The following is a 23,090-nucleotide window of genomic DNA, read 5'->3' on the forward strand; positions in this document are numbered from 1 at the left end:
CGATCCACAGAACGCGACCGCCCGTCGTCGCGTGGAACCATTCGACGAACTTGTGCGGACGCTGCGCAAAGCTTGCCCACGGAAGGGGCGACACATAAACGAGTTGCCGCATCAGCAAAGACGTCCCTTAAGTACATCGACGATGCGGCCGGCCGCGCGGCCGTCGCCATAGGGCGAGACGCCCCGCGCCATCGCGCGGTATTCGCCGGGATCGTTCAGGAGTTTTGACGCCGCTTCGACAATGACATCGGTGCGCGTGCCCACGAGCCTCACGACGCCGGCCTCGATCGCCTCGGGTCGCTCCGTCTCGTGACGCAGCACGAGCACCGGCTTACCGAGCGCAGGCGCTTCTTCCTGCACGCCGCCGGAATCACTCAGAATGAGCGTCGCGTGCTGCATTGCCGCGACGAACGGCACATAGTCGAGCGGATCGGTCAGGATGATGCGCGGATGCCTGTCAAGAATGGAGAACACCACGTCGCGCACATTCGGGTTCGGATGAACCGGAAATAGAATCTGAATGTCGTCATGGCGCGCGAGCAGTTCGAGCAGCGCACAGCAAATGTTTCTGAGCGGCTCGCCGAAGTTCTCGCGACGATGCGCGGTGACGAGCACGAGACGCTTGCTTTCGTCGATATCAAGTCCGAGCGCGGGTTTTTCATGCGCGACGGAAAGGAGCGCGTCAATGACCGTGTTGCCGGTCATCCAGATCGTGTTGTCGGGTACGCGTTCGCGTAGCAGGTTCTGGCGCGCGCCTTCGGTCGGGGCGAAGTGCAGCGACGCGAGACGACCCGCCACAATACGGTTCATCTCTTCGGGGAAGGGATTGTCGATATCGCCCGTGCGCAAGCCCGCTTCGACATGCCCGAATTCGATACGCCGGTAGAAGCACGCCATCGCGACGGTCATCACGGTCGTCGTATCGCCCTGCGCAAGCACGAGCGCGGGCTTTTCCTGGCCGAGCACGCGATCTATCTCCGTCAACAGACGCGCGGTCAGTCCGGCGAGCGACTGATTCGGCCGCATGATGTCGAGATCGATATCGGGAACGAGCCCGAAGCATGCGAGGATCTTGTCCAGCATGCCGCGGTGCTGCGCCGTGTTGAGCACGCGCACGTCGAACTCGGGGCATGCCTTCAACGCAAGGATGACGGGCGCCAGCTTGATCGCTTCGGGGCGCGTGCCCACTGCGCACAGAACGGTTTGCGGCATGCGTGGTTCCTTTACCACGTGTAGTCGAGATAGAAGTGAGGATACTCGCGCCACTTCTCCTTGAAGTACTGCGCGTTGCGCAGGAACAGCGCCGTGTATTTGTCGCTGCCCGAGTTGGCCTGCGTGGTCTGGTGGGGCTGATGGCGCACGCCTGAGAGATCGCGGAACGTCACCTTCATGCCGAGCGCCTTGATCTGAAAGCACAGGTCCGTGTCTTCGAAGCAGGTCGGATCGTAAAACGTGTCGAAGCCGTGCGTCGCGTCAAAGGTGCGGCGACGCATGAAGAATCCGCTCGTGCCGAGAAAGCCGATGTCCGCGCGATAACCATCGCGAATTGCGACCCCGTTCATCGCGCGATTCGGGCAATAGTCGGCGATCATGCCGCCCAGATCGGTACGCGTCTTGTCGAACCAGCCTGCGTTCCAGCCGATCACGCCGACGCTCGCGTCGTTCTCGAGCACGTGCAGCGCCTCGGCGAAGCCGGACGAGCCCGCGAACCACTGATCGCTATCGAAGAACGCGATGTACTTCCCCTTGCTATGTCCAACGCCGAGATTGCGGCCCGAAGAGCAGCCGTTCTCCGGATTGCGCACCAGTTTCACCTGCGGGAAGTCCTTCTCGACGATCTCCGCGCCGCCATCCACGCTCGCGTTGTCGACCACAATCACATCGGCGAGATACGGTGCGCAATGCGCGAGCAGCGTTTCCAGCGCGCGCGCGATGATCTTCGCATTGTTGTGGATCAGGATCACGACGCTCACGTCATGTCGGGGAACCGGCGGGCACAAGAGCTCCAGCCGGGCGAGCCAGCTGTTCTTCGAGACGAAGCTGTCGTCGGCGAGCGGGACGGATGCTGTCTTGCCCAGTTCCGCGCAACGCGCGGCAAACGACGCTTCGTCTTCGCAGACATGCAGGTTCGCCGTCGGCGTGATGCCGAAATCGAGCGAAGTCACGACTGGTTTGCGCAGATGCAGGCCAGCGTACATGCCCGCAGTGGCGTCCCCATCGACGAGCGCATCGCGCAAGAGCGGAAAGAACAGGAAATGCGCATGCGCGACGTAGGCCGGCAACCTGTCGAGCGACTCGACCGCGCGCACGACGACGTTCGAGGGCATGCCAGGCGCGGGCGTGCCGTCGGCGACGAAGCAGAACGTGATGTCGGGCGACTCCTCGGCGGCGCGGCGCACTAGCGCCCAGTCGATCGATTCCAGTCCACTCACCGAATGGAACAGCGCGACGCGGGCGTTCTTCACGGCAAAGCCGCCGGGCGCCTCGAAAGTCTTGTACGGATCGAATACCGTGTGCATTGCGGCGCCGGGCAGGACTTCGACTTCGTCGCGATCCTTTTGACGGACGACTTCGGCAAGCGCGGGCGTCGCGACCGTGCAGCGGTCAGCCTGCGCGACGAGCGTCGAATACATTGCGCGATGAGGCTCGGCGGCATGCGTCCAGTCGTAGGCGACGTCGAAAATCGTCTCGATGCCGCGATGCTTCGCGTACTGGAAGAACGGCGACACCTGCGCATCCGGCACGCCGATCACGAGCCGCGCGGACTCGGACAGCCGCTCGAACACATATTCGAGCGTCACGGCGTCGATCGGTTGGTGAATCAGGCCGGGTATCTGAAGTGCGCCGGCCTGCGTCGCGGCGGTCGTGCCATCCTTCGGAGACAGGTACAGATAGATCACCCGGTGTCCGGCGTGCAACGCGGCCAGCGCGAGTTGCGCGTGCCGGTGTGCCGCGCCGGCCCAGTCGTAGCGATGCTGCGAGACGATCAACAGCTCCGAGCGTTGCAGCTTCGCCGCAGCGCGGAACCACAGGTCCGGGTCCGTGGGCGAGAATTCCTGAGGCGAGGCGTCGATGATCCTCGCGTTCGCGTCCTGCATGGCTTGCTGCGTGCGGTAGTGGCGTTTCGCGGCGGAGGCGAGGGCGCGCACGCCGCCATTCCGCAGAATATAGACGGCGCGGTCCGTATAGGTGCGCGGAGCGGAGATGATCTTACGGACAAGCATGTTCTGACCCATGGACGATGATCGGGCGGCCTCGGCGGACTGGCCGGTGGAGCCAGGAGGCGCGATCCTCAACAATTTGAATAATAGGCGGTGGTGGTTCCGGATTTCCTGAAACTCACGCTCCTGCGCGAGCCGTGCCTCGTTTGCCACGGCGAGTTGTTGCTGCGCGACGACGAGCGCTTCCTGCGTGGCTTCAATCTCTGCGCGACTGGCTCCGGTCTCCGCGCGGCTAGCTTCGGTCTCGGCGCGGCTGGCTTCGAGTTCGCGCCCAAGATCGGCGAAGGCGCGCTGCGATGCGTTGTACATGTCGCTCAGTTCATACACGCGCTTCTCGTACTGCGCGACCCGGTCGAGCGCGTCCTGCTCCGCCGCGCGCGCCTGCGTCGTCTGCGCTTCGCTCGTACTCAGTTGACTGTCGCGAAAGCGCAGGATGTCCAACGCTTTCGCGCGCATTCTCAACGCGGCATTCTTTTGCCAGATGGTCTGTTCGAGCCACGTGCTCAGCCAATCGAAATCACGGCTTTGCCACGCTTCTCTCGATTGCGCCACCCTGCGCGCGCGGTCCATGGCCCCGTCTAGCATGACTTCGTGCACATGCGACGACGCCGCCAGCCCGGCAAGCGTCTCCGGCGCGGCGACCCACGCGGGCGCATCGGGGTCGGCGCCGGTCAACGCGCGCAACGTGTGGCTGAACTTCGCCTCGTCGTCGGTGAGTTGCACGCGCAGACTGGCGGGCATGCCGGCCATGTCGTGCGCGAGCGCCATCTTGCGGTCGTATTCGAGCGCCGCGGTCGGAATGTTCGACGCGATCGCCATGATACTCGCGTGCAAACGCATCGAGAACGCGGCGTCGCACTGGCGCAGCACAGCCAGTGCCTCGTCCGGCGTCAGCCGGTCAACGACGATGCTTGCAATATTCGCGCCGAGCTGGCTCTTCATCGACTCGAGGAAGTCGCGGTCGGAGGTCTGCTCGTTCGTGCTTTCGGACCATTGGAAGCCAATCCAGAGGACCGACCATTCTGGCGTGAGCGTCTTGCGCAATGCCGTGATCAGCTTTTCTTCCCAGTCGTGCGAGAACTCCCAATGTCGCGCGACGATCGCGAGCTTCTTGCGTCCGGCAAGCGTCTCAATGCCCGGTGCCTCGAATATGACCGGCTGTGCCTGTTCGGCGACGTAGCCCCAGCCCGGATCCGCTCCCACTTCGATTGCGCGCTCGACGCCCACCGACCGCAGAAGCGCGAGGGAGTCGTTGTCGCGCAGGGTGAGGTCGTCGACATGAGTGAAGACGTCCTTGACGATTTCGCGCGCCTTCGGATGATTGAGTGGCCCGACGCCATGCGCCCAGATGGCCGTGCGCAGGCCAAACTGCCGCGCCATGTAGAAGACGCGCGCGTAGGCCGCAATATCGTTTTGCGTCGGATCGTACAGCGCCTCGACGTTGAACGGGTGATGATCCTGGAAGATCCCGCCACCGCCGAATACCAGCAGGTCGGCCTTGGCGAGCGCGCGTCCGACATCGCCGAGATTGAAATAATCGATGGCCTCGATGCCGAGCCGGCTCTTCGTGTACTCAGGATTGTTGCTGAGCGCGACGAGTTCACCACCTTTCGCGTGGACCTGGCGCGCGAGCGCGGCGAGCAGCAGTTCATCGCCGACATTTGGTGCGCCGTAATAACCGACGGCGACTACTCTGATGCGATCGGACATGTGATGGCTTTCCCTGCTCATGGCGTGCTCATTTCGTGAAGTCGAAAACGGGGCAGGGCGCGAGCCAGCCGGAGCCACCATTGCTCTGCGGCAGTACATCGATGTGGCCGGCGTACGGCAGGCGCGCGTGGCGCTTGTACTCGCCTGACTCGACATCGCCCACGCCGATCGCGACGACATAGCGGTTGCCCGAGAAATTGGCACGCAGCGACCAGGAGAAGCGATACGTGCCCGCGTCCAGCCGGTCCAAGTCGATATTCATGTGCTGCGTGGTTGTGCTCCACAGCACGATGTCGTCAACGCTTTTCAACTGCACGCCGAAACACGGCCGGTTGTTAGGTTGCGCCACGCGGATCGAGACGGTGATCCTGAACGGATCGTCGAAGGTGAAAGTCGTGCGGTCGCGGCCGTCCTCGTCGGTGATCTTCACGTCCAGAATCGAAGTCTTGTCCGACACGACCTTCTTCGTTTCCGAGACGCTCTCCGCATGCTCGCGAGTTTCTCCCGCGTCGTCCTCGGGCACGGGAATGTCGATCGCCCGGCCGCCTTCCTCATCGACGAGATCGTTAGCGTAGAGCTTGACCACGTCGCGGCACGGGCCGTCCTTGATCAGCCGGCCGCGTTTCAGATAGATCGCGCGATCGCAATATTCGACGAGCGTGTTCGTGGAGTGCGTGACCAGCAGGATCGTGACGCCGGACTTCTGCATGTCGCGGATGCGCGTCAGGCACTTGGTCTGGAACGCGGTGTCGCCGACGGCGAGCGCCTCGTCCACGACGAGAATGTCCGGCGATACGTGGATCGCCACAGCGAACGCAAGACGCACGTACATGCCAGACGAATACGTCTTGACCGGCTGATCGATGAACTCGCCGATGTCCGCGAACGCCTCGATATCGTGGAAGCGTGCGGCGATCTCGTCGCGCGACACGCCCATGATCCGCGCCGACAGCAGGACGTTCTCGCGGCCGCTGAATTCCGGATTGAAGCCCGCGCCGAGTTCGAGCAGTGCGGAGATGCGACCGTTGACCGCGATCTCGCCGCTGCTCGGCGAAAGCGTGCCCGCGATGATCTGCAGCAGCGTGGACTTGCCCGAACCGTTGCGCCCGATGATACCGATGGTTTCGCCGCGCTTCACCGAGAAAGAGACGTCCTGCAACGCCCAAAAATTGCGGCCGTATTCGCGCGCGGCGCGGCCCGGCAGCTTCACGCGCGAGGCAAAGGATTGCCGCAGGCGATCGGCTGGCTTGTCGTAGATCCGGAAAAATTTGGACAGATGCCCGACGTTGACGAGCAGGTCGTCCGTCGATTCCGGCTGATTGTTCGCGACGGTTTGCATGGGCTTTGATGGACGGCTAAATCGGTTTCTAGCGTGTTTGGCGAGTTCCCCGGCGACGAGGTTGATCACTGTCCTTGAACGCGGCCGCGTGGGGGCGGCCATGCGTCGGGTCAGTGAGAGGCCGGTGCGAGTTGTGCCGCGGCACCAGGCGAGAGGCCCAACAGCTTGTTGTACAGGCGGCGCTTGATGTCGACGCACGCATCGAGGTTGTAGCGCGATTCGAGCAGCGCGTGCGCGTTACGCGCCATCTCGGCGCGCTTGTCCGGGTCGTTCGCCAGGCGGATCATTTGTTCGGCGAATTCGTCGGCGGCGTTGGCGATTACAAGATCGCGGCCATCGACCGCGCCAAGTCCTTCGCAACCCTTCGCGGTGGAGAGAATCGGGATGCCATTGCTCATCGATTCGAGAATCTTCACGCGCACGCCGCTGCCCGACAGGAGCGGCACGAAGAGCAGATGGGCGTCGTCGAGAATCGGCTCGATCGAAGGCACGAAGCCATACACGAAGATGTGCTTGCTGTCATGTAGCGCCTTCAGATCGTCCGGCGGATTCGCGCCGAGGAAGTGCAGCTTGATGTTGTTTTCCGCAAGCCGGTCCTTCACGAGCGGCAGGATATCGCGCACGAACCAGGAGACGCCTTCCGCGTTCGGGTACCACCAGAAGCCACCCATCCACAGCATATTGACGACGTCTTTCGGCTTCTGGCCGTAATCCGATTCCTTCACCGGAAAGCAAAGCGGTATGTAGTGCTTCTCTACCGGCGCGGTGACTCGATCCATGTCTTCGCGCGAGATGAAGGTCATCGCGTCGAAGTTCCATGCATTGTCGATCTCCACCTTCCTCGCGTTGCGCCGGCTGATTTCCGCGACTTTCGACACAGCAAGCTTTTGCCAGCCGCCGAGACCGCTGGGAATCCAGAACGGAAACAGGTCGGACTCTATGTTGTGGCTCACGAGCACCGCGGGCAAATCGCGCGCGAACTTGCGGAAGAAGGCGAGGTGCGTGGTGTGCACCTCCAGCATGTCGATTTTCTGGTCGCGGATGATGCGGCGCGCGTTGCGCACGGCGCTGCGGCTGAAATAGCTCGCATCCATGAAGGGCAGGCCGTGCAGTGAATGAACGAGCGAATGCAGCGCGCGGCCGGCGGTGGTTTTGTCGGCGGGCATTGGCGCGCGCGGTTCGACATGAACCGACTTGAAATGGCGCGCGTAAAGATCGCGATGCTGCTCGACTTTCTTCTGCTCGTCCTCGCCGCCGATCGTGAATAGATGGAAGTCGTATTCGTCGACGAGCGGCGCGAGCGTGTTCATCGTGTAGATCGCGCCACCAGCATTGGCCGGCAAGGGGGGCGCGAGAGTGAAAACGAGAACGTTCTTTTTACGCATGCTAACCATGAGATTCGTCGAATACGTCGGTGTCAAAAAAAGGCGAGAAATCGGTCAGATACGCGATCTCGCGGTTGCGCTCGGCGATCGGCTTCGCGGGCACGCCGCCGACGACCATATACGGTGCGACATCCTTGGTCACGACCGCGCCGGCCGCGACGACCGCGCCTTCGCCAATGGTCACGCCGGGCAGAATGGTCGCGCGCGCGCCGAGCCACGCGTGGTCCTTGATCTCAACCACGCCGCCGATCGACGCGAATCCGGGATGATTGTGGTCGTGATGCAGCGTGAGAATGCAGCACTGGAACGAAACGTTCACATTGTTGCCGATGACCACGCCGGTACGCCCGTCGAGATAGATTTCACGATTGAGCACGCAGTTGTTTCCGATGCTCACGTTGCAGCGCGAATGATAGCCCGTGAAGAACTGACGCATGCTGACATGCGTGTGCTGCCCGATACGCACACCGAGAATGCGCCGGTAATACGCGTTGCGGACGCGCTCAAACGGCACGTGCGCAATCACGTTATTACCGACGTAGTACCTCAGCGCGGCCAGAAAGTAGTAGGTCGACGAACGCAGAAGTTTCGCCTTGATACGATGTTTCAGGCTCGGGCGCGCACTGGCTTGGCTCATGGGTCAACTGCGTCCGTAGTTGTCGTCGAAACGGACGATGTCGTCCTCTCCCAGATACTCGCCGCTCTGCACTTCGATCATTACGAGATCCGTGACGCCCGGGTTCGTCAGCCGGTGCTTGTGTCCGGCGGGAATATAAGTCGATTCGTTGGTGCGCACGTAAAACTCGTTCTCGCCATTGACGACGAGCGCCATGCCGCTCACCACGATCCAGTGCTCGCTGCGATGGTGATGCAGTTGCAGCGAGAGGCTCGCGCCGGGCTTTACCTCGATACGCTTGATCTTGAAGCGCGGGCCTTCTTCGAGCACCGTATAGACGCCCCACGGCCGATGCACGCTGCGATGCACCTTATACGCCTCGTGCCCGCTCGCCTTGAGCGCGGCATACACGTGACGCACGTCCTGCGCGCGGTTGCGGTTGGCGACGAGCAGCGCATCGGCGGTATCGACGATCAGCAGGTCTTCCACGCCGACCACGCCCACAAGGCGGCTTTCGCTGCGCACGTAGCAGTTGGACACGTCATGCAGAAGGGCTTCGCCTTCCACGCGGTTGCCGCTCGCGTCTGGTTGGGCGAGATCACCCATCGCGTTCCATGAGCCGATGTCGCTCCAGCCGATGTCGCAGCGCACGACCGCCACGTTCGCCGAGCGCTCCATCAGCGCATAGTCGATGGAGATGTCCGGCGCGAGGCCGAGCGTGTCGGCGTCGAGTTCGATCTGTGTTCCGCTCGCACCCGATGCGCGACGCGCCGCCTCGAGGCATCTTCGCGTGGTGTCGAGCACGTCCGGGCAGTGCTTCTTCATTTCTGCGAGCACCGTGCCCGCGCTGAAGCAGAACATGCCGGCGTTCCACAGGAAGTCGCCGGAATCGAGATACGTCTGCGCGGTCTCGGCGTTCGGCTTTTCGACGAAGCGGCGCACCTTCGTGCCCTCGGCTTCGATATAGCCGTAAGCCGTTTCAGGAAACGTCGGCGTGATGCCGAACGTCACGAGCGCGCCCGTTTGCGCGAGCATCACGGCCTGCTTCACCGCTTCCGCGAAAGCTGCGTGATCGCTCACGAGATGATCGGCGGGCAGGACGAGCAACTGCGCATCGTCGCCGAAGGTGGCCGAAACGTGCACCGCGGCGGCCGCGACGGCAACGGCGGTATTGCGCCCGAACGGCTCCAGAATGAACGAGGCGGCCAAGCCCTCCTTGTTCACCTCGCGATACTCGTCGCTGGTCTTGAAGAACAGTTCGCGATTCGTGACCGTCAACATCTGGGCCACGCCCGGAAGGTGTGCGCCGCGCTTGAAAGCTTTCTGTAGCAGACTTTCACCGTCTTCCAGCCGGATGAACGGCTTCGGGTGCGATTCGCGTGACACGGGCCACAGGCGAGATCCAGCGCCGCCGCAAAGAATGGTGGGGACGAGTTGAACCGACATGGTCTTGCTAACCTCCGGGTAACCTCTAAATTTCCGGCGCACGAACAAAGCCGCGCGCTCGATCTGTCATATCTCAACGGGTTTCCGCACGCTGCCGTCAAGCTTACAGCACATCGGCGAAGCCTTTGCGCGTGCGCTGGAACCACCAGAAACCGAACCAGCAGACGACGACCGCGCCGGCCATACAGATAAGCCAACTCGTCCAGTCGGGCTGCTTGCCGAAGATGAGCGTGTTGCGCCCCTCCTCGATGATGAAGGTGAGCGGGTTTAGTTTTATCCAGGACTGGTATTGCGCGGGCAGGTTTGACACCGGATAGAACACGGGCGACAGGAACATCAGCACCGAGGTGATGATGCCCGTGATCTGGGCGATGTCGCGCACGTACACGCCGAACGCCGAAAGAAACCACGCAAAGCCCATGGCACCGATGATCAGCGGCGCAAGAATCAGCGGGAACAGAATGGCGGTCCAGGGCAGCGCGTGCAGCAGTATCACCTCCGCGATGATCAACACGACGAGGCTGATGGCGCTGTGAAATAGCGCCGAACCAAGCGCGACGATTGGCAGGATCTCCAACGGAAAGATGACCTTCTTGACGTAGTTGACGTTCGCGAGAATGAGCGTCGGCGCGCGATTGATGCACTCGGCAAGGAGACTATGCAGGATCAGGCCGACGAACAGGACGACGGCGAACGCACCCTTGTTGTCGTCGAGCGTGCCCCAGCGCGCCTTGAACACGACCGAGAAAAAGAACGTGTAGACGACGAGCATCAGCACCGGATTGAAGAAAGACCACGCGAGACCCATCACCGAGCCGCGGTAACGTCCGATGACTTCACGCTGCGTCATTTGGAGAATCAGTTCTCGATTTCTCCACACACTTTTCAAAATGGCGGCGAGAGACGCAGGATGCTTCGAATGTGGATTCATCAAATTTTGCGAATGCTTTTGAAATCTGACAGAGCGTCTTCTTGCGGGAATGCACGTTGTCATTCCGGCCGCGATCGACCGATACCTCGAATTGCGGGCCCCGGATCGGATGCGGGTCATCCGCAAAATGACTTTCGTTAGCTCGATTCGGCCGTTTTCTGTACTCTTGACTCACGGTCGGATGTCGATCTTCTCGAACAGCGTGCGCAAATACGCGCCATATCACGCCAAAACGCAAGCGGCGAATTATACTGCATGGCGCCATAGCCCACGTGCACCGCACGGTCCGGAGTGACAGCAGGAAATGGCCGGCGACCTCCGCCAGCTTTCGAGTCAGCCCAGCATGATGACCGGTTCCTTGATTTCGAGGCAAGGCTTCTTGTAGTTTGAAACGTCCGTTACACTTGTCCACGCACTCGTAACCGGCCTTGCTGCGCCCTTCCGGGCGCTCAGTCCTTGCCATCAGAAAATGAGTACGCGCATTCGAAGTTGACGTGCATATTCTTCGCGGTCTTTCTTCCCTGGCGATCAAGACGTCGCTCTTCTCAGCCCCATTCGACCCCAGACTTATGCGAGATCACCTGAGATGCGTGCTGAGTTCCAAAGGGCTGTTTTGCGGATTCGCCGCATTGATGGTCGCGCTTGGCGCGCTGCATTTGTTCAGCGGAATCGCCGATAACATGGACTTCAATCGAAGCATCGCCTTCGTCATTGATCGTCCGGCAGGGTTCAGCTCGCTCTTCCCGGCCGCTGGCACCGACGAGGCACACCGGCTATTCATTACCTTCTGGCACGACAAATGGGTGCTGAAGCCGCATTTCGTTGGAAGGGGAGGACTTGTCACGCTGTCGACTTACAAGATCTACCTTTTCGTGCAGTCGTTGTTTGTCCGCGCATTGAACGGATCGTCGCAGGAATACTCAATCATCGTCGGTTCGCTGGTCTCCAGGGCCATTTATCTGGGTACGTTTCTGGCGTTGTTCGTCCGCGCGCGTCGGTCAGAAAATCTGCTTGCGACATGGGTTTTCATGCTGATGGCAGGCGCGCTTGTTCTTTGCTCGGAGTTTTCCGCTTACTTCAATAGCTTCTTCGAAGATCAACTGGCCATCATCTTCCTGCCGTTGGTCGCACTCTTCATTTACCGCATCGAGCAAGGCGCACCGTCGGCGGGTGCGGCGCGCTGGTGGGTGCTCGGTCTTGCAACGTTCATCGGCGCTGCCAAGACATCATTCTTTCCGCTACCGCTCATCGTCTGGCCTTTCCTGCTTCCGCTTTTCAGCGGCAGGATAGCCGGTGCGAAAACGGCCTGTATGATCGCCGTCTGCGTGCTCGTTACGCTGCTGCCGGTCTTTTTCGGGGCTTTCAAGGGCATCAATCAATATCACGCCGTCTATGCGGGCGCGCTCACGGTGCTGACTCCGCAGGAGGCCGCGACTATCGATCACATCGGCTCGAAGCCCGTCCTGCACGATTGCATCAACGTACTCGCCTTCGATCCAGCGGGCAGCTCTTGCGTCGCCCGCGCCCACGCCGGGTACTTCGACGTGCTGCGTCTCGCGCTGATGAAACCCGAGGTCCTGCCGCGCATCGTAGTCACGGTGTTCGAGTACGGGCGGGAGCTTCGCATCGGCTATCTGGGCACGACGATGGAACACGCGTCGAACTTCATGTACCTTCCGGTGTTTTCCGTGTGGCGCAACCTGTTTCAGCACCACGCGAACTACTGGATACTGGCGTCGCTCGCGATTTCGACCACGCTGATCGTGCGTTTGCGGCGATCGGGACTTTCAAGGCGGCTCGCGCTATTGAAGGTTTCATGCTTCCTGGCCGTGTTTGGGTTCGTAGGCTACGCCACGTCGCTCGGCGACGGATTGACAGACACTACGCGGCATTTGATCGGTGCAAATTATTCGCTGTCGCTGTCTGCGGTGTTCTTTGTGCCGGGCGTGGTCGCACTTTTCTACCGACGCGGGGACGGGCAACGCGATGGGGGAAAGCGCGACAGTGTGGAACCCGCCCACGGCGGCGTGGTATCGCGTGATACCACGCCGTGGGACGCATAAAGGCTTTAGCGCGTTGGCACCGGGCGCACGCCCAGCTTCCATTTGAGTTTGCGCGCGAACGTCTTCAGGCCAAGTTGCCGGGGATAATCCCGGATACTGGATGGCAGGTTCAGCGAATGCGGCTTACGCTCGCTAACCGCCGGCTTTTCGATGACGATGAACTGGTCGTCGCCGCGATGGACGCAACTGAAGTTCGCTTCTTCCATGAAGCGCGTAAGAAACGAAAAGTCCCACAGATGCCACGCGTACTCGGAATTGTGTTCGACCACCTGGAAGCCGCAGTGCTCGACGATCTGCCGCAGTTCGCTCATCGTGAATTCGCGGAAGTGCCATTCGTACATCATCGGCGGTTGCCCGCGAAGGACCTGCATCATCGACCAGAGGCTCGCGGCGTTGGGCGTAGAAATCAGTGCACGGCCGCCGACGCGCAGAACTCGAAACACTTCTTCCAGGAAGTAAAATATGCCGTCGAGCGTGGTAGCCTGCCTGTACCGAATATCGGAGATGTGCTCGATGACTTCGAGACACACCACATTGTCGACGGAACCGTCGGGGAAGGGCATCGGCGTGTTGCGCAGGTCGTGGCCCGTGCCGACCACCTGCGCCTGCGGGAAGAAGGACCAGACGACCTTGGCTGTCAGATAGTCCAAGCTGCCGATCTCGACGCAGTAGCCCTTATGAAGACCGAATGCCTTCATATAGCCCACTGAGATGGCCATGCGCCGGGCGTCAAAATGACTGCCACCGCCGCCGATACCAAGCCCCGCCTCCGAAGAGTCGATGAGTTTATTGACCTCGTCAATTGCGCTTTGCTGCGCATAAATCGAATGGAAGAGATCGATATCCGCCGTCGTATCCAAACTGGGTGCTCCTCTCGTTGATATGGCAAATTTTCGAGATACGACCACGAATCTACCCGAGAATGCATGACGCGGCGATGTTTTTGTAGACAACTCGCCAACATTTGCTTCAGGCGCGATGCCCGATTTCTTCAAATATTCAATGACTGATGTGACGCGAATTCGCGTGTCGCTTGCAGTCGTCAAAAAGCACCTCAATACGGCCGAGGTCCGCGTTTCGACGCGCCGATGACGCTGCACGCCGTATCCGTTGCCTGATGCATCGTCACCAATGCCACGATGCCTGTCGCGGCAATCGACTGGACAGCAATGTATATTGCGTCGATTCCTGCGTCGGAACTGTTTTCGCCTCGGCTCGGATCCTTATGCGAGAAAGGGGAGTGATTCCGAATCCAGCAGCGCCGAACGGGCGCCAAAAACGCTGAACAATTGTCCCGGTCCCAGATAAATGCACCTAGCCCTCCTCTACACCTTCTTCGCCGCCATAGCCACCGCCGCCAACATCGGCGCCCAGGACCTCACGACGCGCCTCTACACCGGCCCGTACCACATCCTTCTATCGGTATTCATCGGCACGGGCGTCGGCCTCGTCGTGAAATACGTGCTCGACAAAAAATGGATCTTCCGCTTCAAGGCTGAAAACGCGCGCCACGACGCCACCATGTTCACGCTCTACGTGACGATGGGCCTCGTCACGACTGCCATCTTCTGGGGCGTCGAATTCGGCTTCAACCACATCTTCGGCACGGCGGAGGCGCGCTACATCGGCGCGTGCATCGGCCTGGCGATCGGCTACGTGATCAAGTACCGCCTCGACAAGCGCTACGTGTTCCGCACGTTCACTACAGCGACGCGCGCTTGAAAACAAACCGCGGCACGTTACGAATGATCAGCATGATGCCCCACCAGAACCACGGCGTATAAACCACGTCCTTCTTTCTTTCGATGCCCCGCACGATATCCTTCGCGACCTTCTCCGGCGTCGCGACGAGCGGCCCTGGCAGCGGCAGGCCCGCGGTCATCGGGGTGGCGACGAATCCCGGTTTGATATCGACGACATGCACGCCGACCTTGAAAAGCCGCGCGCGCAAACCTTCGAGAAACGCCTGCAACGCGGCCTTCGCGCTGCCATACAGATAATTCGACGGCCGCCCGCGATCGCCCGCCACCGATGAAATCACCGCGAGCGTGCCGTGCCGCTGCGCTTCGAGCCGATTGGCGATCGGCGTGAGCAGGGCGATCAGCGAAAGCGCGTTGGTATGAAACTCGCGCACCGCGACGGCCGGATCGTTCTGACAGACGGCCTGATCCGGCAGCGTGCCCGACGCCACCAGCACGATATCGATCGAATCCATGTGCGCGGCGCAATCGGCGAGCATGGCGGCGTGATCGTCGAGCTTGTCGACATCGAGCCGATGCACCACCGCCGACGCAGCCCCGCGCGCGCTCAGATCGGCGGCGACCTGTTCCATGCGATCCTGATTGCGCGCGACGAGAAAGAAGCGCGCGCCTTTCGCGGCCCATTCGCGCGCGCAGGCGATGGCAATGGCGGACGTGGCGCCCACGATGACGATGTTCTTCATAGGCCGGTCATTCGTTTCCAGAAATGCGACAGCATGGCCGGATCGCGAAGCGACTCGAGCTGCTGCCATTGAGGGTAGGCGGCGCGAAAATCGGCGCCCGACATGTGCGCGTCCTTGGCCGGATAAATGCGTCCGCCGGCTTCGCGCACGATCGTATCGAGCGCAGTGAAGAGGTGCGAATTGCGCATCTCGTGTTGCGGAAAATCGAGCGCGAGCGACGTTCCTTCCATCGGAAACGACAACAGTCCCGGCGATGGAATGTCCCCGCAACGCTTCAGCACCGCGAGAAACGAACCCGTGCCGCTCGATGAAATGCGTTGGAGCATCGCGCGCACCGCATCGCGCGCGTTCGCCGCCGGCACGACGCACTGATACTGCTGAAACCCCGGCGGCCCGTAGATGCGGTTCCATTCCAGAAGGCTGTCCAGCGGATAAAAATAGCCGTCGTAACCGACGCGCGAAAGCTCGACGGGTTTGCGCTGCTTGCGGTAATACAGTTCGTTGAACGCGCGCAGCGTGAGGCCGTTGATGAGCGACACGGGCGGTGTGAATGGCACGCGGCGCTTCTCGCGTTGCTCGACATCGAGCGAGCCGTGAATCGCGTGATCGCCTGCCATGAAAATGCCGCGCCCGAGCGCGGGTCCGCGAATCGCGCAATCGACCCACGCGACGCAGTACTCATGCTTCGCGTCGTACTCTTCGGAGAGGTCGAAGAACTCGTCGAGCTTGCCGAAGCGAATGCTCGTCACGTCGATGAGACTCGTGCGTATCGGCATCAGCGAAAACTCGGCCCACAGAATGAGACCGGTGAGCCCGAGACCGCCGATCGTCGCGTTGAAGAGTTCGGCGTTCGTTTCCGGCGAGCATTCGATCAGCGTGCCGTCGCTGCGCGCGAGTCCGAACGCGCGCACATGCCGCCCGAACGTGCCGCGCACGTGATGATTCTTGCCGTGCACATCGTTGGCGATGGCGCCGCCCAACGTCACGTACTTCGTGCCCGGCGTGACCGGCAGCATCCAGCCGCGCGGCACCGCGAGCGCGAGAATCTGCTCGAACGTGATGCCCGGTTCGGCGCGCACGACGCCGCGCGTCCAGTCGGCGCAAATGATGCGATCGAGCGCGAGCGTCTGGAACACGTGATTCGAACTGGCGAGGCAGACATCGCCGTAACTGCGGCCGTTGCCGAAGGCGAGCGTCGTGCCGTGCGCGCTCTGCACCTCGTGCCATTGCGCCTGCGCTTCGTCGCGCCAGTGCGCGGCGTGCGCCGTCTGCGGCAGGCGCGGGTAGCGGCCCCAGGAGAGCAAGTCGCTCATCGGTCAGATCGCGAGCCAGAACGCGAAGCCGCACAGCGCGACGACGAGCAAACTGATGCGATCGCGCGCCGCGAACACGATGGGGTCGTCGTTCATTCTGCCGCGATGCGTGATGACCCATGTCCGGCTGAACCAGTAGAGCATCAGCGGACACACGATCCAGATGTATTGCGGATGCCGGTAAAGCATCGTGGTGCGCTCGTCCTGGATATACAGCGCCAGCACGAGCACCGAGATATAGCCCGACGACGTCCCGAGCGACGACACGATGGAAAGATCGCCCGCCACGTAGCCGCGCCCGCGCGCGCTGTCGCGTCCGGCTTTCATCATCGCGTGAAGCTCGGTGTAGCGCTTCACGAGCGCGAGGCTCAGAAACGCGAACATCGAAAAGGCCAGCAGCCAGAAGGTGAGCGGCACGTGGATCGCCGCCGCCCCGGCGACGATTCGGGTCGTGTAGAGCGCGGCGAGCACGACGACGTCGATCATCACCTGGCGCTTGAGCGCCAGCGAATACGCGAGCGTCAGCACGTAATAGCCGAGCAGCACCGCATTGAACTTCCACGACAAGAACGTCAGCGCAATCGAGAACGAGGCGACGAGCAGGACAGGGCAGAGCGCGACGCCCCAAGCGAGCGGCATCGTGCCGGCGGCGAGCGGGCGCTTGCGTTTCACCGGATGTTGCCGGTCGTCCTGCAGATCGAGCAGATCGTTGAGCAGATACACGCTCGACGCGCACAGCCCGAACGCGAAAAACGCGAGCACGGCAAACCCGATCGCCGCGGGCGATTTCAACTGATGTCCGGCGAGCAGCGGCACGAAGATCAGCACGTTCTTCAGCCACTGATGCAGGCGCAGCGACTTCGCCCAAACTTTGAGCGACGGCTGGCGATTCTCGAAAACCTGTTCGATGTTGTCGTGCTTCGACGCCGCGCGCATGACGCCCGTATGCGGATTGACCACGTACGCGCGATCGGCGGCGGCCCAGACGGCGAGGTCGTCGTGCGAATTGCCGACGTAGTCGAAGCCCTTCTCGCCATATTCTTCGACGAGCCGGTCGCGCTTGCGGTGCGCGGAAAGATTCACGTGCTCGTCGGTGGCGAACACGCGATCGAAGATGCCGAGATGCTCCGCGATCCGATGCGCGAACGTCTCGTGGCTCGCCGTGGCGAGCGCGATCGTGCGGCCCGCGGCGCGCATGTCCCGCAGCCAGTTCACGACTTGCGTGTTGTAGGGCAGCGTCGTGACGTCGATGTTCACGTGCTCCGCGAGCCGCGACTTCAGTCCGGGCTTGCCGCCGCTCGAAAGCCATTGCAGCGGCTTGTAGAACTTCTGCGGGAACGATCTCAGAAAGGCGAAACCACTCTCGACAAGAATGTCGGAGTGAATCAGCGTACCGTCGAGATCGACGACAATGGGCTTGTTCATACGGTTCACGTCAGGTGATCGGTTAAGCCCACAGCGCGCCCGGTTCGAATCGAGGGAAGGGCAAAACGGGCGCGGCAGCATATTCCACGTGCACGCGGAATTTAGCACAATCTGTAAGAAGAACCGTTCGGCTTCCCGCGCTGTGCGCCATATCGCCCCGGTTGCCGAATCCCCCCACATTGAGGACAATCTTGGCGTCTTCCACTCGTCGATGCGGTCCGTTTTCCTTTTGTGGCGCGGACACCCCCTTTGTCCGATGAACGCCAACGCCCCGCAAGACCGACCAGCGCCGCAGTCCGATCCCGCCATCACGCTCAGCATTTCGATCGTGGTCTACCGGCCCGATGCCGCGCTGCTCGCGCGCACCGTCGAAACGCTCGAAACGGCGCTCGCGCAATTGCACGACGTTGCAGGGCGCCCGTGTCTGTATCTGATCGACAACGGTAATCCAGGCGAACTCGCCGACTTGCCCACGCCCACCGACGCGGAATTCGACACCGTCGTCCTGAAAGGGCACGGCAACGTCGGTTACGGACGCGGCCACAATCTCGCGATCGCGCGGGCGCAGAGCCGCTATCACCTGATCCTGAACCCGGACGTCGAACTCAACGCCGACGGCCTGCGCCGCGCGCTCGCCTTTCTGCGCGACTCGCCGGAAACCGGATTGCTCGCACCGTGGATCGGCGGCGACGACGGCCGTCAGCAGTTTCTCTGCCGCCGCTATCCGACAGTGCTCGATCTCTTCGTGCGCGGCTTCCTGCCGTCCGCGCTGCGCAAGCCGTTCGCTGCGCGCCTTGCGCGCTACGAAATGCGCGACGTCATCGGTGAGCGCAACATCGTGTGGGATCCGCCGATCGTGAGCGGCTGCTTCATGCTCTTTCGCACCGACGTGCTCACGTCGCTCGGCGGCTTCGATCCGCGCTATTTCCTCTACTTTGAAGACTACGACCTGAGCCTGCGCACGCGCCGCGTCGCGCGCATCGCGTATGTGCCGTCGGTGCGCATCCTGCATCACGGCGGCGGCGCGGCGAAAAAAGGCTCGGTGCACATCAAGCTCTTCGTCACGTCGGCGTGCCGGTTTTTCAATCGCTTCGGCTGGAAATGGCTATGAGCGACACCGGCCGACGCATCGCGATCACCGGCGCCAACGGCTTCGTCGGCCGCGCGGTGAGCCGGGCGCTGCTCGCGCGCGGCATCGGCGCGACCGGGCTCGTGCGGCGCGGCGCGCAGTGCGAGCCGGGCGTCGACGTCCGGCATATCGACGGCCTCGAATCGATCGCGCCGGACGCATTCGCCGGCTGCGACGCGGTGATTCATCTCGCCGCGCGCGTCCACGTGATGCGCGATGCGGCGTCGCCGGCAGAAACGCTGCTCGATGCGTACCGGGCGACCAACGTCGACGGCACGCTCGCCGCCGCCGAAGCCGCGCGGCGCGCGGGCGTCACGCGTTTCGTGCTGATGAGCAGCATCAAGGCGCTCGGCGAAAGCGATCCTGGCCGCCCGTTCACCGAAGACGACGAACGCCATCCGCCCGATGCCTATGGCGTCTCGAAAGCCGAAGCCGAAGTGAAATTGCTCGAATTCGGCAGCCGCACGGGACTCGAAGTCGCGATCGTGCGGCCGCCGCTCGTCTACGGCCCCGGCGTGCGCGCCAATTTTCTGGCGATGATGCGTGCCATCGCGCGCGGCTTGCCGTTGCCGCTCGGCGCGATCGATGCGCGCCGCAGTCTCGTTTCCGTCGACAATCTCGCGAGCGCGACCATCGAATGCGCGCTCAATCCCGCAGCGGCGGGCCGCCTGTTCCATGTCACCGACGGCTATGATCCGAGCGTCGCCGAACTCGCGCGCAAGCTCGGCGAGCATCTCGGCAAGCCCGCGCGGCTCGTGCCGGTGCCGGCGGGACTTCTGCGCGGCGTCGCGCGGCTTGCCGGCAAGTCCGCGCAGATCGACCGGCTGACGGGCAGTTTGCGGGTCGATTCGCGGCGTATCCGCGAGACGCTCGGCTGGCAGGCGCCGCAATCGCTCGACGAAGGGCTGGCCGCCACGGCCGCGTGGTTTCGCTCGACGCACGGTCATTAAGCGGTTCGGGCGCAGTCGCGAACGTTAAAATACGCGCTGCCTCGGCTCAGCGCGATTTTCGCTATTTGTCAGGTGTTTGCGGCTAAACGCGGCGATCGTTCGCGTATCCTTAAGGGTTTTCCCCAAAAAAAGACTTGCCAGAACGACCAGGGCCTCGTTTTCGACAACTCAATAACATTGCATGCTGCATTCGTATTTTGAAGCTTCGCCGCTGCTGACCGCGCTGGCGGTTGCGGTTCTGGCGTTCGCCGCGTGCGCGCTGATCCTCCGTACGCTCATCCGCACCGGCCTCGCGTGGCGCCTCGCCACCGATATCCCCAACGAGCGCTCGCTGCACGAGCGGCCCACGCCGCGCGTCGGCGGCTGGGGCATCGTGCCGGTCGCGGCGATCGCGCTCCTCGTCGCGGCGCCGTCGATGTGGCTCGTCGCGGCTTGCGCAATCTTCCTCGCCGCCGTATCGCAAATCGACGATCGCCGCGGCCTGCCCGCGCGCGTGCGCTTCGCGGCGCATATCGTGGCCGTGGCGCTCGTCATCGTCGTGCATCCGGCGGACGTGCCGTGGTGGGCGCTCGCCGTCGTCGGCTTTCTGATGCTGTGGCTCGTCAACCTCTACAACTTCATGGACGGCTCGGACGGGCTCGCCGGCGGCATGGCGCTGTTCGGCTTCGGCGGTTACGCCCTCGCGGCGCTCGCCGGTCCCGCACCGCACGCCGATCTCGGCCTCGCGAGCGTGGCGATCGCGGGCGCGGCGGCGGGATTCCTGACCCTCAATTTCCATCCGGCCCGGATTTTTCTGGGCGATGCCGGGTCTATTCCGTTAGGTTTTCTCGCGGGCGCACTCGGCTATTGGGGCTGGCAGCGGGGCGCGTGGCCGGTGTGGTTTCCGGCGCTCGTGTTTTCGCCGTTCATCGCGGACGCCACGGTCACGTTGCTGCGCCGCCTCGCGCGCGGCGAAAAATTTTGGCAGGCGCACCGGGAGCATTACTATCAGCGCATGGTGCGCCTCGGAATGGGGCACGCGCGCACCGCGCTCACGTGGTATCTGCTCATGCTGGCGGGCATAATGCTCGCGAACTGGGCGCTGCGATTCTCTTTCGCGGGGCAGTGGGCGGCCGTTGCGGGCTGGGCAGTCGTGGTTGTGGCAGCGGGCGCGGCGGTCGACGCGCATTGGCGGCGTCACGAGGCGCGCCATTCCGGACAATCTTGAGGGTCCATGCTGATGAATCGAATAAAAGCTACATGGCTATCGGCGGGGGCGTTCGGCTTCGATCTCGTGGCCGTCGTCGGATCCTGGCTCTTCGCTTATTTGTTGCGCTTCAATGGCGCCATTCCGCATGACTTCCGACACGGCGCGCTCGCCGCGCTCGTCTGGGTCGTGCCGGTCTATGCCGTCGTGTTCCGCGTCTTCGGGCTGTATCGCGGCATGTGGGTGTTCGCAAGCCTGCCGGATCTGATGCGCATCTCCAAGTCCGTCGTCGTGGGCGCGCTCGTCGTGATGGTGGGCGCGGTGATGTCGCAGCCGATACCCATCATCCCCCGGTCGGTGCTCATCGTTTCGCCGCTCCTGCTGTTCCTGTCGATGGGCGGCGCGCGCGCGCTCTATCGCGCGGGCAAGGAGTTCTATCTGTACGGCGGGCTCGTCGGGCAGGGCAAGCCGGTGATCGTGCTCGGCGCGGGCACGGCGGGCGCGATGCTCGCACGCGAGCTGTCGCGTTCGAGCGAGTGGCGTCTCGTCGGCCTGCTCGACGACGATCCCGGCAAGCAAGGCCGCGAAGTGCTCGGACACAAGGTGCTCGGCTCGTTCGGCGATCTGGCGCGCGTGGCCGAGCAACTGAAGGTCGATTACGTGATCATCGCGATTCCGTCGGCGTCGGTCGAGGAGCAGCGGCGTGTCGCCACGTTGTGCGTGCGCGCCGGCGTGAAGGTGATGGTCCTGCCCGCGCTCACGCCGCTCACGCAAGGCCAGAACTTCCTGTCGCGCGTGCGGCAGATCGACCTCGAAGACCTGCTCGGCCGCGAGCCCGTGAAGATCGACATGCCGCACGTCGAGCAACTGCTGCACGGGCGCGTCGTGATGGTCACGGGCGCGGGCGGTTCGATCGGCTCGGAACTGTGCCGTCAGATTCTGCGTTTCTCGCCGGCGCAACTGGTCGCGTACGATCTCTCCGAATACGCGATGTATCGCCTCATCGAGGAACTGCACGAGCGGTTTCCGGAATGCTCGGTGATTCCGGTCGTGGGCGACGCGAAGGATTCGCTGCTGCTCGATCAGACCATGGCGCGCTTCACGCCGCACATCGTCTTCCATGCGGCCGCCTACAAGCACGTGCCGCTGATGGAAGAGCAGAACGCGTGGCAGGCGGTGCGCAATAACGTGCTCGGCACGCTGCGCGTCGCGCGTGCGGCGATGCGCCACGACGTGCGCCATTTCGTGCTGATTTCCACCGACAAGGCCGTCAACCCGACCAACGTGATGGGCGCGAGCAAGCGTCTCGCCGAGATGGCGTGCCAGGCGTTGCAGCAATCCGCGCCGCGCACGCAGTTCGAGACGGTGCGCTTCGGCAACGTGCTCGGCAGCGCGGGCAGCGTGATTCCGAAGTTCCAGCAGCAGATCGCGAAGGGCGGGCCGGTCACCGTCACGCATCCGGAAATCACGCGCTTCTTCATGACGATTCCGGAAGCCGCGCAGCTCGTGTTGCAGGCGTCGAGCATGGGGCGCGGCGGCGAGATTTTCATTCTCGACATGGGCCAGCCCGTGAAGATCGTCGATCTCGCGCGCGACCTGATTCGTCTCTACGGTTTCTCGGAAGAGCAGATTCGTATCGTGTTCACGGGCCTGCGTCCCGGCGAGAAGCTCTACGAAGAACTGCTCGCCGACGACGAAACCACCACGCGCACGCCGCATCCGAAGCTGCGCATCGCGCAGGCGCGTGGCGTGCCGGACAGTTTCATCGACGAATTGCTGCCCTGGCTCATGCAGCATCGCGTGCTCTCGGATGAAGAAGTGCGCCGCGACCTGCGCCGCTGGGTGCCGGAATATCAAACGGCGACGCTGCCCGTGCTGCAGAGCGTCACGGCCGTACAGACGGCGCGCGAGCGCGGCGCGGCGGGCTGACGCG

Annotated in this window: 17 protein-coding genes; 6 read left to right on the forward strand and 11 right to left on the reverse strand. The window is 62.6% G+C overall.

Annotated elements, in window-relative coordinates:
• Positions 1-111: 111 nt before the first annotated feature.
• The 7 genes from wecB to NOV72_RS15340 form a co-directional block, all read right to left on the reverse strand.
• A complete protein-coding gene (gene wecB / locus NOV72_RS15310) occupies positions 112-1,212 on the reverse strand; it encodes a non-hydrolyzing UDP-N-acetylglucosamine 2-epimerase (protein WP_106855448.1) in 1,101 nt (366 codons plus the stop codon).
• Positions 1,213-1,223: 11 nt separating this feature from the next.
• Positions 1,224-4,952 (reverse strand): polysaccharide pyruvyl transferase family protein, encoded by a 3,729-nt coding sequence (locus tag NOV72_RS15315; protein ID WP_106855449.1) that lies wholly within the window; start codon positions 4,950-4,952, stop codon positions 1,224-1,226.
• Between the two features lie 7 nt (positions 4,953-4,959).
• Positions 4,960-6,270, reverse strand: a complete 1,311-nt coding sequence (locus NOV72_RS15320; protein ID WP_106855450.1) for an ABC transporter ATP-binding protein — start codon at positions 6,268-6,270, stop codon at positions 4,960-4,962.
• A gap of 110 nt (positions 6,271-6,380) precedes the next feature.
• Positions 6,381-7,613 carry a glycosyltransferase family 4 protein gene (locus NOV72_RS15325; RefSeq protein ID WP_245933059.1) on the reverse strand — a complete coding sequence of 411 codons (1,233 nt, stop codon included), beginning with the start codon at positions 7,611-7,613 and terminating at the stop codon, positions 6,381-6,383.
• Between the two features lie 43 nt (positions 7,614-7,656).
• A complete protein-coding gene (locus NOV72_RS15330; RefSeq protein ID WP_281261814.1) occupies positions 7,657-8,292 on the reverse strand; it encodes an acyltransferase in 636 nt (211 codons plus the stop codon).
• Between the two features lie 3 nt (positions 8,293-8,295).
• Positions 8,296-9,717: a mannose-1-phosphate guanylyltransferase/mannose-6-phosphate isomerase gene (locus tag NOV72_RS15335; RefSeq protein WP_106855452.1), complete on the reverse strand. Its 1,422-nt coding sequence runs from the start codon at positions 9,715-9,717 to the stop codon at positions 8,296-8,298.
• 103 nt (positions 9,718-9,820) lie between these two features.
• Positions 9,821-10,648: an ABC transporter permease gene (locus tag NOV72_RS15340; protein ID WP_106855453.1), complete on the reverse strand. Its 828-nt coding sequence runs from the start codon at positions 10,646-10,648 to the stop codon at positions 9,821-9,823.
• A gap of 590 nt (positions 10,649-11,238) precedes the next feature.
• Here NOV72_RS15340 and NOV72_RS15345 point away from each other — a divergent pair.
• Positions 11,239-12,711, forward strand: a complete 1,473-nt coding sequence (locus NOV72_RS15345; protein WP_146150008.1) for a hypothetical protein — start codon at positions 11,239-11,241, stop codon at positions 12,709-12,711.
• A gap of 5 nt (positions 12,712-12,716) precedes the next feature.
• Here the strand turns inward: NOV72_RS15345 and NOV72_RS15350 are convergent, their stop codons facing one another.
• The gene (locus tag NOV72_RS15350) at positions 12,717-13,571 is read right to left on the reverse strand and encodes a methyltransferase domain-containing protein (RefSeq protein WP_106855455.1); all 855 of its coding nucleotides are present in this window, start codon (positions 13,569-13,571) and stop codon (positions 12,717-12,719) included.
• A 448-nt stretch (positions 13,572-14,019) separates the two neighbouring features.
• On the opposite strand from NOV72_RS15350, the gene NOV72_RS15355 reads away from it, so the two are divergent.
• Entirely contained in the window at positions 14,020-14,433 is a 414-nt protein-coding gene (locus NOV72_RS15355) for a GtrA family protein (protein ID WP_106855456.1), read from the forward strand.
• Here the strand turns inward: NOV72_RS15355 and NOV72_RS15360 are convergent.
• Genes NOV72_RS15360 through NOV72_RS15370 form a run of 3 tightly spaced genes read right to left on the reverse strand, consistent with a single transcriptional unit; the run spans position 14,414 to position 17,892 of the window.
• Positions 14,414-15,154, reverse strand: a complete 741-nt coding sequence (locus NOV72_RS15360; RefSeq protein ID WP_106855457.1) for an SDR family oxidoreductase — start codon at positions 15,152-15,154, stop codon at positions 14,414-14,416. The genes NOV72_RS15355 and NOV72_RS15360 overlap by 20 nt on opposite strands.
• Positions 15,151-16,467, reverse strand: a complete 1,317-nt coding sequence (locus NOV72_RS15365; RefSeq protein WP_106855458.1) for an FAD-binding oxidoreductase — start codon at positions 16,465-16,467, stop codon at positions 15,151-15,153. The genes NOV72_RS15360 and NOV72_RS15365 overlap by 4 nt, the downstream gene beginning before the upstream one ends.
• Before the next feature lie 3 nt (positions 16,468-16,470).
• Positions 16,471-17,892, reverse strand: coding sequence for a UbiA family prenyltransferase (locus NOV72_RS15370; protein ID WP_106855459.1), 1,422 nt, complete (start codon positions 17,890-17,892; stop codon positions 16,471-16,473).
• Between the two features lie 256 nt (positions 17,893-18,148).
• Between NOV72_RS15370 and NOV72_RS15375 the strand changes: the two genes are divergently transcribed.
• The 4 genes from NOV72_RS15375 (at position 18,149) to NOV72_RS15390 (ending at position 23,086) form a co-directional block, all read left to right on the forward strand.
• The gene (locus NOV72_RS15375; protein ID WP_106855460.1) at positions 18,149-19,003 is read left to right on the forward strand and encodes a glycosyltransferase family 2 protein; all 855 of its coding nucleotides are present in this window, start codon (positions 18,149-18,151) and stop codon (positions 19,001-19,003) included.
• Positions 19,000-19,971, forward strand: coding sequence for a UDP-glucose 4-epimerase family protein (locus NOV72_RS15380; protein WP_106855461.1), 972 nt, complete (start codon positions 19,000-19,002; stop codon positions 19,969-19,971). Before NOV72_RS15375 ends, NOV72_RS15380 begins: the two co-directional genes overlap by 4 nt.
• Positions 19,972-20,152: 181 nt before the next feature.
• Complete coding sequence (locus NOV72_RS15385; RefSeq protein WP_106855462.1) at positions 20,153-21,178, forward strand: MraY family glycosyltransferase; 1,026 nt, start codon at positions 20,153-20,155, stop codon at positions 21,176-21,178.
• 12 nt (positions 21,179-21,190) lie between these two features.
• Positions 21,191-23,086: a polysaccharide biosynthesis protein gene (locus NOV72_RS15390; RefSeq protein ID WP_106855540.1), complete on the forward strand. Its 1,896-nt coding sequence runs from the start codon at positions 21,191-21,193 to the stop codon at positions 23,084-23,086.
• Positions 23,087-23,090: the final 4 nt, after the last annotated feature.

The organism is Caballeronia novacaledonica, from assembly GCF_900258035.1.
Classification (GTDB): Bacteria; Pseudomonadota; Gammaproteobacteria; order Burkholderiales; family Burkholderiaceae; genus Caballeronia; species Caballeronia novacaledonica.

Coding starts and splice junctions, on each gene's coding strand:
- NOV72_RS15380 (WP_106855461.1), top strand. CDS start 19,000: ATGAGCGACACCGGCCGACGCATCGCGATCACCGGCGCCAACGGCTTC.
- NOV72_RS15340 (WP_106855453.1), bottom strand. CDS start 10,648: ATGAATCCACATTCGAAGCATCCTGCGTCTCTCGCCGCCATTTTGAAA.
- NOV72_RS15365 (WP_106855458.1), bottom strand. CDS start 16,467: ATGAGCGACTTGCTCTCCTGGGGCCGCTACCCGCGCCTGCCGCAGACG.
- NOV72_RS15320 (WP_106855450.1), bottom strand. CDS start 6,270: ATGCAAACCGTCGCGAACAATCAGCCGGAATCGACGGACGACCTGCTC.
- wecB (WP_106855448.1), bottom strand. CDS start 1,212: ATGCCGCAAACCGTTCTGTGCGCAGTGGGCACGCGCCCCGAAGCGATC.
- NOV72_RS15360 (WP_106855457.1), bottom strand. CDS start 15,154: ATGAAGAACATCGTCATCGTGGGCGCCACGTCCGCCATTGCCATCGCC.
- NOV72_RS15330 (WP_281261814.1), bottom strand. CDS start 8,292: ATGAGCCAAGCCAGTGCGCGCCCGAGCCTGAAACATCGTATCAAGGCG.
- NOV72_RS15315 (WP_106855449.1), bottom strand. CDS start 4,952: ATGAGCAGGGAAAGCCATCACATGTCCGATCGCATCAGAGTAGTCGCC.
- NOV72_RS15370 (WP_106855459.1), bottom strand. CDS start 17,892: ATGAACAAGCCCATTGTCGTCGATCTCGACGGTACGCTGATTCACTCC.
- NOV72_RS15335 (WP_106855452.1), bottom strand. CDS start 9,717: ATGTCGGTTCAACTCGTCCCCACCATTCTTTGCGGCGGCGCTGGATCT.
- NOV72_RS15375 (WP_106855460.1), top strand. CDS start 18,149: ATGAACGCCAACGCCCCGCAAGACCGACCAGCGCCGCAGTCCGATCCC.
- NOV72_RS15385 (WP_106855462.1), top strand. CDS start 20,153: ATGCTGCATTCGTATTTTGAAGCTTCGCCGCTGCTGACCGCGCTGGCG.
- NOV72_RS15355 (WP_106855456.1), top strand. CDS start 14,020: ATGCACCTAGCCCTCCTCTACACCTTCTTCGCCGCCATAGCCACCGCC.
- NOV72_RS15390 (WP_106855540.1), top strand. CDS start 21,191: ATGAATCGAATAAAAGCTACATGGCTATCGGCGGGGGCGTTCGGCTTC.